Origin of the sequence: Faecalicatena contorta (genome assembly GCF_003149105.1) — a bacterium.
Classification (GTDB): Bacteria; Bacillota; Clostridia; order Lachnospirales; family Lachnospiraceae; genus Muricomes; species Muricomes contortus_C.
Genome location: NZ_QGDS01000015.1, coordinates 31,465 through 44,383, shown reverse-complemented (window position 1 = coordinate 44,383; position 12,919 = coordinate 31,465). Strand labels below are relative to the sequence as shown.

The following is a 12,919-nucleotide window of genomic DNA, read 5'->3' as shown; positions in this document are numbered from 1 at the left end:
CCCCGCATGCTATCTTCTTTTTGATTTTTCAATAAAAGCTTTCATTCTGCTCGTCTGTTCCTCATTTTCAAAACATTGGGCAAATAAATTTGACTCCAGATCAAGACCTAAAATGATCCGCTCATCTGAACCATCGTTCATCGCCCTTTTTGCCAGCCTTATTGCATTTGGTGTATTTTGGGCAATTCTTTTGCCAATCATCAGAGCATGGTCCATCAATTCTTCGCTCTGGCAAACCTCATTAATCAGCCCCAATTGCAGCGCTCTGGTTGAATCTATTTGGGTACTGGCATAAATCATTTCCTTAGCCCAGCCACCCGGAATTGTCCTCATCAACCGCTGGGTTCCTCCAAATCCAGGAATAATACCAAATCCCAGTTCAGGCAGCCCAAACACCGCATTCGCAGAAGCGATACGGATGTCACAAGCAAGCGCAAGCTCCAGCCCGCCACCCAGGGCATATCCGTTTACCGCTGCGATTACCGGAATTGGGAAGGTTTCAATCATGCGAAACACGTTGGAACCAAATGAAGAGAAATCCTTAGCCTGCTTCTTTGTTAGTTTCTCCATAAGTCCAATATCCGCACCTGCTACAAAAGCCTTCTTACCGGCGCCGGTCAAAATAACACACCTGATATTATCTACATCAACGTTACTAAAAGACTCCTTTAATTCTTTAAGCACCTCAAGGTTAAGAGCATTCATCGCAGCCGGTCTGGAAATAGTGATTATCAAGGAATCTTCTACTTTCCGGATCTCAATATATTTCATTCAGCCACCTCTTATATGCTTTCGACGATCGCCGAACAGCCCATTCCCCCACCGATACAGAGGGTAGCCAGGCCAAGCCGGCGATTACTTCGTTTCAGTTCATGTAACAAGGTTACTAAGATTCTGGCTCCTGATGCCCCGACTGGATGTCCCAGCGAAATAGCACCTCCGTGAATATTTAGCTTTTCTGCAGGAATCGCCAGATCTCTCTGGACCGCAATCGACTGGGCTGCAAACGCTTCATTCGCCTCGACCAGGTCGATATCATCAATCGTCAGATTCAACTTTTCCAGGGTCTTTCTGGTTGCTGCGACGGGACCAATCCCCATAATTTCCGGGTCGACTCCAGCCAGATCACCACCCAGCCAAACCGCCATCGGTGTTACATTTAACTCTTTCGCCTTTTCTTCACTCATCACGACGACTGCCGCGGCCCCATCATTAATGGTCGAAGAATTCGCTGCCGTCACGATTCCATCCGCTTTAAATGCCGGTCTGAGCTTACTCATTTTTTCATATGATGCATCCGGCCGCGGCGATTCATCTTCTTTAAACTGGTAGGCTGCTTTTCTGGTCTTAATCTCAACCGGTACGATCTCATCTTCAAACACATTACCCTTAATCGCGGCGGTTGCTTTGACCTGGCTTCCATAAGCGAACTGATCCAGTTCCTCACGACTGATATTCCACCGTTCTGCCACATTTTCTGCAGTGATTCCCATATGATAATCATGGAATGCATCCCACAGAGCATCGCCGACCAGTGAATCTTTTAACTTGCCATCGCCGAGGCGGTAGCCCGCTCTGGCATTCTCCAGATAGTAAGGTGCTCTGGACATATTCTCCATGCCGCCGGCGATTACGATATCCGCCTCACCCGACCGGATCATCTGGGCTGCCATATTGACACTGTTTAATCCGGAACCGCAAACAACATTGATGGTAACCGCAGGCACACGATATGGAATGCCCGCTTTTACCGCAGCCTGCCGGGCCACATTCTGACCCTGTCCGGCCTGAATTACATTCCCCATATAAACATGTTCAACATCATCTTCCGTTATTCCGGCACGCTTGACCGCCTCTTTGATGACAATACTCCCCAGTTCTACCGCCGAAACATTACTGAGGCTGCCGCCCATCGCACCGATGGCCGTCCGGCACGCACCTGCTAATACAATTCTTTTTCTCATATTTAGACCTCCACAGCAGCTGCACTTTTCAGCTGCTCAGTTAATATCGGAACAATCTTACGATAGTCTCCGACAATGCCATAATCCGCCACATCAAAGAGTGGCGCAGTATCATCCTTGTGCACCCAGCAGGTTTTCTTTCGGAACAGGAATTCCAAGTAACCCACAGGCTGCCATTTTCTTTACCGTTTCGATGGGAAAGCTTTCTGTTTCATCGACTTCCTGAGCCAATGGTTTCACTTCATTCTCCGCGAATTCCCGAAATAAGGTCCGCGCCATTTCATGTTTCTTCTCCAGATTAAAATCCATTATTGTCTCCTCTACTATAACATTCTATGGTATGATATTACAAGACCGCAGTGTCAGGCACTGCGGTCGAAATTAATCTAATACATTCTGGCACTTTTAAGCTTCTCGTCTTTATTCTTCCATGAATCCACTGTCTTTTCTGATTTACTGGTTGACGCCACCCCCACATGCCACCATGATTTATAACCTTCTGCCATTGTCTTTGGTAATACTTTAGCATCGATCAGGGTCGAAACTTCCTGCTTCTTACTATCTTCAATCGCTGCTCTTAATTCTTCTGGTGTTTTCGCACTGTAAGTCTTTAAACCATAACCTTCACCAACTTTGGCAAAGTCAATACTAATATAATCACCATCTGTCTTGCCGGTTTCTTCATTTCTGTAACGGAACTCGGTACACAGGCTGCCAATTCCATTTCCCATCTGCAGGTTGTTAATACAACCAAAGGCAGCATTATCGAAAACAATTACATTGATCTTCTTTTTCTCCTGGATAGCAGTTGTCAGCTCTGAGTTCAGCATCAGGAATGCACCGTCACCAACAATTGCATACACTTCTTTATCCGGGCAAGCCAGTTTTGCTCCAAGAGCTCCCTGCACCTCATATCCCATACAGCTGTAACCATATTCCATATTGTAAGAATCCTTTGCATCAGTCAGCCACATTCTTTCCATGTCAGCCGGCAAACTTCCAGAAGCACTTACAACGATAGCATCTTCAGCAATGCATTCTCTGATAATCCCCAGTCCATTGGTCTCTGTAATCGTACCGCCAATCCTCTTCAAATAATCATTGATGATCTCTGGTGTCCAACTTGGTACCAGCGGAACAAAGTTTTTCCCGGTATATGTAATTCCCTGAATTCTTTTCAGCTCTTTCATGTACTCATCTTTCAGACCAGCAATATGTTCTTTGGTGTATCCAGTTTGATATCTTTTTTCTCTTAAGATTCCCCCGAGTCGTTCCAGCACCACTTTGGCATCACCAACTACCTTCGTAGCATCTAATTTTTCAGCATGATAGTCTGATACGTTGATCGATAGGAATTTAACATCCGGATTACGGAAAATCTCTTTTGATCCGGTTACGAAGTCATTAAATCTGGTGCCTACACCAACAACCAGATCTGCTTCCTCAGCAATCGTATTGGCACACAATGTTCCTGTCACACCCACCCCACCAACATTCATCGGGCTGCTGGAAGGAGTGGCACTCTTTCCGGCCTGGGATTCGGCATAGGGGATGGTCAGGTCCTCACATAGCTTCTGAAGGGTTGCTCCCGCTTCTGAATACCGCGCACCGCCACCTCCGATAAAGAGTGGCCTTTTTGCCTTCATGATCATTTCAACCGCATCATCAATCTGAGCCGGGTCTGCCGGACTCCTCATGATCCGATGTACCCGTTTTTCAAAAAAATAATCCGGGAAGTCAAAACTTTCACCTTGTACATCCTGGGGAATTGCAACACAAACTGCTCCTGCCGTCGCCGGATTCGTCAGCACCCGCATCGCATTAATCATTGCTGTCATCAGCTGTTCTGGCCTCGCTACACGATCCCAGTAATTACAAACAGGTTTAAAGGCATCATTGGTCGTGATTGCCAGGCTGTGCGGCTGCTCGATCTGCTGTAGCACCGGATCTGGCTGCCGGGTGGAAAAGGTGTCAGCGGGGAATAATAATAACGGAACATTATTTACAGTCGCGGTTCCGGCTGCGGTAACCATATTCGCAGCTCCCGGTCCTATTGAAGACGTACAAGCGATGATTCTTCTTCGGTTATTTTGTTTTGCGTAAGAAATTGCTACGTGAGCCATTCCCTGTTCGTTACGCCCATGATACACTCTGAGATCCCCCGGTTCCTCATCAAGTGCCTGTCCAAGCCCTGCCACAATACCGTGGCCAAAAATGGTGAAAATACCATCGACGAAGCGGTGTTCATCATCATCAAAGCTAACATATTGCTGATTCAAAAACTTCACAATTGCCTGACCTACCGTCATTCTAGTTCTTCCCATGATTTTTGTTCCTTTCCTTTATTGCATAATTTTGTTTATTTAGTTGCTTCTTGCCAATTCATCTGAAAACGTTTTTCCCATTCTTTAATCAACTCTTCACGGAAATTGGGATGCGCGATGCAGATTAGCCGTCTGGCCCGTTCCCTCAAGGAAACACCTCTAAGATCCGCAACGCCGAACTCGGTAACGATATAGGCTACATCATTTCGTCCGGTCGTTACAGCTGCACCCTGTTCTAAATAGGGGACGATTTTAGACACGGTACCGTTTTTGGCTGTGGAGGTCATGGCAATAATTGAAATTCCACCTTTTGACATATTGGCACCTCTGACAAAATCCACCTGTCCGCCAACACCGGAAATCTGCATCGTTCCGATGCTCTCGGCGCTTACCTGACCCATGAAGTCCACTTGAATACAAGAATTTATTGACACCAGATTATCATTTTTTGCAATGATATAGGGGTCATTCGTATAGTCAGCAGATGCCATGTATACGACAGGGTTATCATCGATATAGTCATAAAGCTTCTGGCTCCCCATTAAGAAGGTTGCGACCAATTTCCCAGGATGCAGTGTTTTTTGAGTGTTCGTTATAACTCCGGCTTCGACCAGTTCGACCACGCCGTCAGAGAACATCTCTGAATGGATTCCTAAATCTTTTTTATCTTTCAAGGAGAGAAGTACCGCATCCGGTAATGCACCAATTCCCAACTGAAGAGTTGCTCCATCATCGATTAGGCCTGCACAGTGACGCCCGATTTTTTTTTCCACTTCGGTCAATTCGCTCCTGGATAATTCAAGCAGCGGAATGTCCTCTTCAACCAGATAATCGAATTCGTCCAGATGCATAAAACATTCACCGTGGCACCTTGGCATATAGCTGTTTATCTGGGCAATTTTTAGTTTTGCTTCTTTGGCTGCAATCATACTATAATCGACTGAAACACCAAAACTTACATAGCCGTGTTTATCAGGTTTGCTGACCTGTACTAAAGCCACATCAGGGGGCAGCGAACCATCGGTAAACAAAGAGGGGATTTTAGAAAAATATCTAGGAGTATAATCTGCTCTCCCTGCTTTGATCGCCTGCCGCTCATTTTTATTGCCGACAAAAATAGAATTATGGCGGACATGCCCTTCGGCTTCTTCCAGACAGTATGTGCTCTCACCCATACCAATCATATGGATTGTCTCAACATCACTAAGCTGCAGTACATATTTTGAAAATTCTCTTGTTAATGCCCGTGGTTCACCGCACGCATGGCCAATTGCTACCAAGTTCCCGTCTTTGATCTTTTTTACTGCTTCTTCGGCAGTTACATATTTGTTTCTATATTTCTCTCTGAAATCTTCCATATTCTTACTCCAAGCATAAAGGGTATTGACAGGTGCATTTACTTTTTCTTTACACCTGCGATTGTTTTGGCCAGTTCCTTTTTATGTTCCATGTTCGCCTGTCTGCCAATCATGATCCGCTGAGCCTGGGGTGAGCCGGCACCGTGCATCGATTCTGTCCGATAGCCAACTGCTGCCGTTCCCAGAGTGATATTCTCGATCAGACGCAGGATACGCATACGGTCTTCGGTGCTGACATCGGCAATTCCTTTGAGGTATTTGTCAATATAAGGTTTTAACTTTTCATTATCATAATCCCGCTGGCTCGGCATCGTTACCATCAGACCACCGGCAATATCCTCGGCCAAACGGGTAATCTCATAAGGCAGCCGGGTAATATTCTGTTTACATACATTCGCCAGCAGGGCATCCACATAGTAGTTTCCTGCTTCCAGCTGACACCCTTCACAAGAACAGGCAATCCCACAGGAGTATAAGGATTCATTTAAGTGATTCATTTCAATCAGTTTATCCTTAATATGACTTGCTTTCGGAACCCCATTGTAGTCAGCTGCAAGTGCAGCCGCACCAATCAGTACATCGCCTACACCAACTTTACAGCCTCCGTAGCTCTGCCTATGATACGATGCAAAGCGTTCTACCAGCATTCCCGCAAAATCGGTCTCACCATTCAAGAAAATCCGTTCATTTGGCACAAATACATCCTCGAATATCATCAACGCTTCATGACCGCCAAAATTCTTATTCCCAAGATCTATGTCTGCATTAGGCTCCAATTTTCTGGTATCACAGCTTTGACGTCCATAAATCATGAAGATTCCCGGCGCGTCAGCCGGCAGGGAAAAGGCAACTGCATAATCCTTATCTTCCGGCCGCATCGCCACAGTCGGCATAACGATTACTTCATGTGAATTAACAATCCCGGTCTGATGAGCTTTTGAGCCACGCACCACGATTCCGTCCGCTCTTCTTTCGACCACTCTCAGATACATATCCGGATCTTCCTGCTGTGACGGGGATAACCCTCTGTCTCCTTTAGGATCAGTCATTGCTCCGTCAACAACCAAATCTTCTTTTTGAATGCGTTCCCAATATTTCTTAAAGTTTTCAAAATAGTGGGTTTCGTGCGCTTTATCGCACTCGTATGTAGTGGAATATACGGCATTAGCCGCATCCATTCCAACACAGCGCTGGAAACATGAGGCGGTCTTCTGACCTAGCAGACGCTGCATTTTTACTTTTTTAAGCAGGTCATCGGTACTCTGGTGAAGATGGGTAAAACGATTGATTTTTTCACCGGTGAGGTTCGATGTCACTGTCATTAAGTCTTCATATTCCGGCATCTGAGCCAGTTCATAGGTCATCGCCACCGAGTTTAACGAAGGAACAATCACCGGATGTTCTGTTGGGTCTTCCACCTTCTTGCCCAGCAGATAAACCTGCAAATCTAGTTTTTTTAAACTTTCAATATATTCTTCTCTTGTTTTCATAAGCTCTCCTTACTCTATAGACAACTCATATAGATTGTTTTCATATTTTCCTGACACAGTTTGATGGGGTTGTTTGCCAGCAGACGCTGCTGATTCTTAATCACCGACGCTGCCATTTCGGCACATTTGGTTTCATCAACACCTAAATCTTTTAATGCCCTGCGCTCCAATACAAAACTAAGCAGTTCAAACAAATCAGACCAGACATCATTTCTGGTGCATCCAAGTACCTCTTCCAGCACCTCTTCAACTGGTGACAGGTCTGCACCCAGCTTCTTGTACATCAGAAACACGCCTTCAAAGACCATGTAATTGGCATTGCCATGGGGCACATGATAGTTCCCTCCAATTGGATACGAAAGCGCATGGACTGCCCCGCATCCTGCATTACCAAATGCCACCCCGGCCATTGTGCTGGCCACCAGAAAATCCTCCATATCCTCTGGCAGTCCCTGGACATTTCGTTTCCTCATCTTCATATAGCCGCGCAAGATCTTCTCAATCGCTGTTTTACCAAACATCCTCGAGAATACCGTTGCCTTTGGTGAAACATATGACTCAACCGCATGCACCAAGGCATCTATAGAACTTGCCGCGAAGACACCATAGGGAAGTGTATCGAGCATCTGCGGAATCAGAGCCGCTTCATCCGCATACAATGCCGGTACCGCCAATCCAATCTTAGTCTGTTTCTGCTTAAACTCGACAATCGAAATATTGGTCATTTCACTGCCGGTTCCACAGGTAGTAGGAATAACGATCAGCTGTCTTTTCTTCGGTAATTCAGAACCTTTGGCAAAAATTCCTTCCGCATTGTATCCGTTACCAAAGACAAACAGTTTTGAAATATCAATTACGGTACCGCCGCCGATTGCAATAATTCGCTGATAGTCCTTGTTCTTCATGTCCCGGATCATCGCATCAATCATTTCATCAGATGGTTCACCCTGGCCATATTTTTCTTGATATAACACATCGCATGGCAGCGGTGCGCCGTTAAGCTGCGGCACCAGTACATACTCATTGGTGATAATCAAATCCTTGCTGTCAATGCCTTTTTGTTCAATAAAATTTTGTAACGATTGATATACTGCAATTATTGGTTTTACTGAAAATTCCATAATGTCCTCCGTTTACAAAGCAGTTTTCCTATATTTCAGGGAAATATTTTGCTCCATCTTCTGCTGCCCATTTGTGTTCTTCCACAACATTTGTTACCATCGCTTCATCATCACGTAACCGGATGACCCACAAGTAATACTCTGCATATCCCGGCGCTGTTGACTGGCTGTGGGTTACATTGGCCTGCATTCCAGTCAGATCGTTGTTTTTTACCTTATTCACTTCATCTCCCATCTCCGCAAATCCGTATCCGTTTTCCGGCAGAAACTTGTAAAAGTAAATCTCCGGTTCAGTATGCTGGTGTGGTGGATAACTGGACCATTTTCCCGGGTAGCTGACCACTTCACCGATAAAGAAATTGGTCTCCGGGCATATGCTGCGGTCAAAGAATGTTCTGACAATTCTGGTTGATGCTTCATTCATCATTCCAGCGCCGCGCATCTCGGTTGGACACAGCAAATCCTCTTCCCTGTACAATTTAGCTGCAAATTTCTTGGGGTTTTTGGTACTCTGAACCAACATTTCAATCTTATCACTGATACATACAACCTCAACCTCTGTATTTTCCGGAACATGCAGCACGGTCGGATTCTCATGGAAACATGAATTTCTGAGTGCTTTTTCTTGCTTCCCTTCATATTTAAATAGCAATTCTCCTTTAATTAAGGTAAAGATACATTCTTTTGCCTCATTAAACTTGTAAGACTCACCTTTTTCTAACCCCAGCAGGCCGAAATCCATCTTAATATTTTCATTCTCTTCAACTACTACTTTCTTGTAACCTTTTTTAAAGTCATTACTTCTTAATATCATTTCTGTCTCCTTTACTTTCTGCCTATAACTTCCAGCGCATTTTTTACTATGTTTTCCGCGGTTAAACCAAACCGTTCTTTCAGATAATCAACCGATCCCACTTCACCAAACTTATCCTGAACTCCCACTCGTGCCATTGGTACCGGTGTGGTTTCTGCCAGCACTTCTGCTACCGCACTGCCCAAACCGTTATGGATATTGTGATTTTCGACGGTAACAATTGCACCTGTTTTTTTAGCTGCCGCCGCAATTGCTTCGCGGTCGATCGGTTTAATTGTAAATACATTCAGAACGGCTGCGTTAATATTTTGCTGCTGCAGGATTTCTGCTGCTTTCATCGCTTCATCCACACAGATGCCGGAAGCAATCAGGGTAACATCAGTGCCTTCTTTGATACTTACCGCTTTACCAATGTCAAATGTCGACCCATCTTCAAAAACTTTCACCGCATTTTTACGCGATAATCTAATATAGAATATTCCTTCCATTTTAGCTGTCTGCTTCACCATATCCCGCAGCATTGTTGAGTCAGTCGGTTCAATGATAGTAATATTCGGAATTCCCCGCAGTAACCCAATATCCTCAAATGGCATATGGGTTGCACCATTAAACGCTGCCGTTACTCCCGGATCACTGCCCAGCATTCTGATATTAGTTCTGGCATAGGCACCTGATAAAAATATCTGATCCAATGCTCTTCTGGTTGCAAAACAGCCAAATGTATGAGTGAACGGAATCATACCCACTGCCGACATTCCGGCTGCTGTTCCAATCATATTAGCTTCCTGGATCCCACAGTTGATTGAATTATCCGGAAATTCTTTCGCAAAGTTAACCATTCCGATAGAATTCATCAAGTCTGCTTCCAGATACACAATCCGGGGATTTTCCTTGACCAGCTCTGTCATTGTCTCAGCATAGGCATCTCTCATTGCAAGTTTCTCGGCTGCGTGGCTGTTATCTATTTTATAGTTCATTTTATTGGTCTCCCTTCTTTAAGGATTCGATTGCTTCTTCACACTGTTCTTTGGTAAAAGTCATGTGATGGTTATATAAAATTCCCTCAGCAAAGGTACATCCTTTTCCTTTTGCCGTATTTAGAATAATCATTCCCGGTTTTTCTTTTTGTGCCTTGACTAATTTGATTGCTCCATAGATGGCGTCCGTATCATGACCATCCACTTCGATGGTATACCAGCCGAATTCGGTAAACTTCTTGCTCATATCACCCAAATCCAAGATATCTTTGGTGTATCCATCCAACTGCTGCTTATTGTAATCAACAAATGCAATCAGGTTACTCAGCTTATGCTGAGGTGCGTATAAAGCGCCCTCCCAAACCTGCCCTTCATCACATTCACCATCTCCCAATAACAAATATGTATAACTATCCTTTTTTAGCATCTTGTTACCATGAGCGATTCCGATTGCTGTTGACATTCCCTGTCCCAAAGCACCGGTACTCATATCAACACCAGGTGTTTTATTCCGGTCACAATGGCTTGGCAGCCTCGTTCCATTTGTATTAATGGTCTTTAGCTCATCTACCGGGAAATACCCCGACAGTGCCAGCGTTGTGTAAAGCGCCGGCCCGGCATGACCCTTGGACATAACAAAGTAATCTCTGTCTTCCCACTGAGGATTGGCTGGATCAATGTTCATCGCCTTTCCATATAATACTGCTAAAACATCAGTGGCTGACATCGCTCCTCCGATATGCCCGAACCCAAGATTCTTCAGCGCTTCTAAAACCTGGATACGGATCTCTTTAGCAAACTCTTTTGGATCTTTGTTTTGATACATAATTTTCTCCTTTTTAAAATATAATATTGTTTTAATTTTATAATATTTTATATATTATATATTCTTACTCACATTGTATATAATCGCTTCTTGAATGTCAAGTTAAACTAACAAGAATATTGCACTAACATATGTTATTATTTTTGTATATTATTTGTACTAATTAAATAAAATGCATTTTATTTTATAATATATTGATTTTTATATTCCTCTTCTGATATAATTAACTATTATAATTTAAAAGGAGCAAGTACTATGCGAGTTAAAAATAAAGCTGTCCTGGGAGATTTTGTATATGATCACATCAAAGAACTATTATTAACTAAAAAGTTAAAGTGCGGTGATCGGATTAACGAGCAATCTTTAGAAGAAGAATTAGGCGTCAGCAGAACCCCGGTCCGCGAAGCTGTCCGCCGTTTATCAAATGAAGGTATCGTCACACTCTACCCCAATCGTTTCGCTGAAGTTATAACTTTTGATGAGAATTCAATTAAAGAATTGGGGATGGTACGGATCACAATGGACTGTCTTTCTGCACAACTGGCAATTCAAAATGGCAGTAATAGGGATTTTGATGAACTAAAAGGCCTAACTGAGAAATGCGATGCCGCACACCTGGAAAATAATTGGTACGATCAATTTAAATACGACTCCCAATTCCACATGAAATTAGTAGAAATCAGTAAAAATGATCTGTTGATCAATCTCCAAAAAAGTATGGTTCTCAAAACCAGGCTGCTGCAAACCGAACAGTTAGATGTGGATTCTGCATATTGCGATGTAGCTCAGCATGGTGCTATCCTCGATGCACTGTATAGCCGAAATCTGGAGGCTGTTTTAGAAACCACGACCAAGCATCTGGCGACTTTCTATCATCTAGACCCTAAAGACATCAAAGTCATTCATTTTGCTTAATAAAAAGTCAGATATCATGTTTGGAGATATCTGACTTTTGTGATATCTCTTAAGAAATCATTTCTTTAAATTAATATTAACACTTCAAATTACCATTACGTTATCGTAATCTTGCCCGGAAAATAGTAGTTTCCACTCGTTTTTACCGAGTAATTTACGAAAAATTGCTTTCCACTGAATAATTCTCTTTAGATTCCTGTTTGTTCCCTTACATATTTTCGGGCCATGACCGCATAATCATACGGATTGTAGATATATGGATTCTGTTCTGCCTCGACTACCAGCCAGCCTTTATAATCCCTCTCTTCAAGAATCTTAAAGATTGCCGGGAAATCCACACAACCTTCCGGATCACCGGGTATTGTAAATGCTCCTTCTAACACTGACTGCAGAAAGCTGAGCCCCTCTTGCCGGCACCGGTCAACGACATTCTGACGGATATTTTTTAAATGGATATGTTTTATCCGGTCAAAATGTTTATCCAGGACAGTAACCGGATCATCTCCCGAGAATGCAAGATGTCCCGCATCAAAAATCAAATTCACATAACGGGGGTCTGTCAGCTCCATCAACCTGTCTATCTCTGCTGCTGTCTGTACAGTCGTGGTCATATGGTGGTGATACACAACTATCATTCCATGATCAACGGCAGTTTTACCCAGTTTATTCAGGCCATCCGCCAGTTCCCGGAACTGTTCATCATTTAAAACCGGCTTTCTGGTAAAACAGGTACTGGACCGGTGCTGGACGCTGAAGCTTTGATCGGATACGTTGATCAGCTTCGCGCCTGAGGCTTTTAAAAAGTACATATGGTCTTTAAAGTCCCGTTCAACCTGCCAGAATGGTAATTCATTAATATAAGAACTAAACCATTGAGTTATATTCTCAAGCCTCCTGCGCGCCAGTTCTTCATTTAGGATTTTGGCATCATGAGGATATTTACAGCCAATCTCTGTCCCTTCATATCCTGTCAGAGCAATTTCACTGATAATCTGCAGGAAGGTCGTTTCCTTTCCATATTCGGGCATGTCATCTTCTGCCCAGGCAATCGGAGCAATTCCTAATTTTATATTTTTTCTCTTTAACATCTTGCGCCTCCTTATTTAAGCTCACCTCATCTGTTTCTAAAA

Annotated in this window: 11 protein-coding genes and 2 pseudogenes; 1 reads left to right on the top strand and 12 read right to left on the bottom strand. The window is 43.8% G+C overall.

Annotated elements, in window-relative coordinates; all coding sequences use genetic code 11:
• Positions 1-9 precede the first annotated feature (9 nt).
• The 11 genes and pseudogenes from A8805_RS18030 to A8805_RS17980 all read right to left on the bottom strand — a co-directional run bounded on the left by A8805_RS18030 (position 10) and on the right by A8805_RS17980 (position 10,874).
• Positions 10-771 carry an enoyl-CoA hydratase-related protein gene (locus A8805_RS18030; protein ID WP_109713746.1) on the bottom strand — a complete coding sequence of 254 codons (762 nt, stop codon included), beginning with the start codon at positions 769-771 and terminating at the stop codon, positions 10-12.
• Between the two features lie 11 nt (positions 772-782).
• Positions 783-1,964, bottom strand: a complete 1,182-nt coding sequence (locus A8805_RS18025; RefSeq protein WP_109713745.1) for an acetyl-CoA C-acetyltransferase — start codon at positions 1,962-1,964, stop codon at positions 783-785.
• A 2-nt stretch (positions 1,965-1,966) separates the two neighbouring features.
• Positions 1,967-2,089 (bottom strand): annotated as a pseudogene (locus A8805_RS23035) (electron transfer flavoprotein subunit alpha/FixB family protein); the annotation flags it as partial.
• Positions 2,079-2,273, bottom strand: a pseudogene (locus tag A8805_RS18015) (acyl-CoA dehydrogenase family protein); the annotation flags it as partial. The pseudogenes A8805_RS18015 and A8805_RS23035, both read right to left, overlap by 11 nt.
• A gap of 77 nt (positions 2,274-2,350) precedes the next feature.
• Positions 2,351-4,288, bottom strand: a complete 1,938-nt coding sequence (gene iolD, locus A8805_RS18010; protein WP_109713743.1) for a 3D-(3,5/4)-trihydroxycyclohexane-1,2-dione acylhydrolase (decyclizing) — start codon at positions 4,286-4,288, stop codon at positions 2,351-2,353.
• 35 nt (positions 4,289-4,323) lie between these two features.
• A complete protein-coding gene (locus A8805_RS18005; protein WP_109713741.1) occupies positions 4,324-5,646 on the bottom strand; it encodes an acetyl-CoA hydrolase/transferase family protein in 1,323 nt (440 codons plus the stop codon).
• 38 nt (positions 5,647-5,684) lie between these two features.
• Complete coding sequence (locus tag A8805_RS18000) at positions 5,685-7,136, bottom strand: 4-hydroxyphenylacetate 3-hydroxylase family protein (protein WP_109713739.1); 1,452 nt, start codon at positions 7,134-7,136, stop codon at positions 5,685-5,687.
• A 14-nt stretch (positions 7,137-7,150) separates the two neighbouring features.
• Positions 7,151-8,257, bottom strand: a complete 1,107-nt coding sequence (locus tag A8805_RS17995) for an iron-containing alcohol dehydrogenase (protein WP_109713737.1) — start codon at positions 8,255-8,257, stop codon at positions 7,151-7,153.
• 28 nt (positions 8,258-8,285) lie between these two features.
• Positions 8,286-9,071, bottom strand: coding sequence for a 5-deoxy-glucuronate isomerase (locus A8805_RS17990; RefSeq protein WP_109713735.1), 786 nt, complete (start codon positions 9,069-9,071; stop codon positions 8,286-8,288).
• An 11-nt stretch (positions 9,072-9,082) separates the two neighbouring features.
• A complete protein-coding gene (locus A8805_RS17985) occupies positions 9,083-10,048 on the bottom strand; it encodes a transketolase family protein (protein WP_109713733.1) in 966 nt (321 codons plus the stop codon).
• Position 10,049: 1 nt separating this feature from the next.
• Positions 10,050-10,874, bottom strand: coding sequence for a transketolase (locus A8805_RS17980; protein WP_181392903.1), 825 nt, complete (start codon positions 10,872-10,874; stop codon positions 10,050-10,052).
• 255 nt (positions 10,875-11,129) lie between these two features.
• Between A8805_RS17980 and A8805_RS17975 the strand changes: the two genes are divergently transcribed.
• The gene (locus A8805_RS17975) at positions 11,130-11,789 is read left to right on the top strand and encodes a GntR family transcriptional regulator (RefSeq protein ID WP_109713729.1); all 660 of its coding nucleotides are present in this window, start codon (positions 11,130-11,132) and stop codon (positions 11,787-11,789) included.
• 188 nt (positions 11,790-11,977) lie between these two features.
• On the opposite strand, the gene iolE is transcribed toward A8805_RS17975, so the two are convergent.
• The gene (iolE, locus tag A8805_RS17970) at positions 11,978-12,877 is read right to left on the bottom strand and encodes a myo-inosose-2 dehydratase (protein ID WP_109713727.1); all 900 of its coding nucleotides are present in this window, start codon (positions 12,875-12,877) and stop codon (positions 11,978-11,980) included.
• Positions 12,878-12,919: the final 42 nt, after the last annotated feature.

What these genes read in the sequence shown, in the direction of transcription:
- A8805_RS17990 (WP_109713735.1), bottom strand. Translation starts at nt 9,071, where the DNA reads ATGATATTAAGAAGTAATGACTTTAAAAAAGGTTACAAGAAAGTAGTA.
- iolD (WP_109713743.1), bottom strand. Translation starts at nt 4,288, where the DNA reads ATGGGAAGAACTAGAATGACGGTAGGTCAGGCAATTGTGAAGTTTTTG.
- A8805_RS17985 (WP_109713733.1), bottom strand. Translation starts at nt 10,048, where the DNA reads ATGAACTATAAAATAGATAACAGCCACGCAGCCGAGAAACTTGCAATG.
- A8805_RS18025 (WP_109713745.1), bottom strand. Translation starts at nt 1,964, where the DNA reads ATGAGAAAAAGAATTGTATTAGCAGGTGCGTGCCGGACGGCCATCGGT.
- A8805_RS17995 (WP_109713737.1), bottom strand. Translation starts at nt 8,257, where the DNA reads ATGGAATTTTCAGTAAAACCAATAATTGCAGTATATCAATCGTTACAA.
- A8805_RS18000 (WP_109713739.1), bottom strand. Translation starts at nt 7,136, where the DNA reads ATGAAAACAAGAGAAGAATATATTGAAAGTTTAAAAAAACTAGATTTG.
- A8805_RS17980 (WP_181392903.1), bottom strand. Translation starts at nt 10,874, where the DNA reads ATGTATCAAAACAAAGATCCAAAAGAGTTTGCTAAAGAGATCCGTATC.
- A8805_RS18005 (WP_109713741.1), bottom strand. Translation starts at nt 5,646, where the DNA reads ATGGAAGATTTCAGAGAGAAATATAGAAACAAATATGTAACTGCCGAA.
- A8805_RS17975 (WP_109713729.1), top strand. Translation starts at nt 11,130, where the DNA reads ATGCGAGTTAAAAATAAAGCTGTCCTGGGAGATTTTGTATATGATCAC.
- A8805_RS18030 (WP_109713746.1), bottom strand. Translation starts at nt 771, where the DNA reads ATGAAATATATTGAGATCCGGAAAGTAGAAGATTCCTTGATAATCACT.
- iolE (WP_109713727.1), bottom strand. Translation starts at nt 12,877, where the DNA reads ATGTTAAAGAGAAAAAATATAAAATTAGGAATTGCTCCGATTGCCTGG.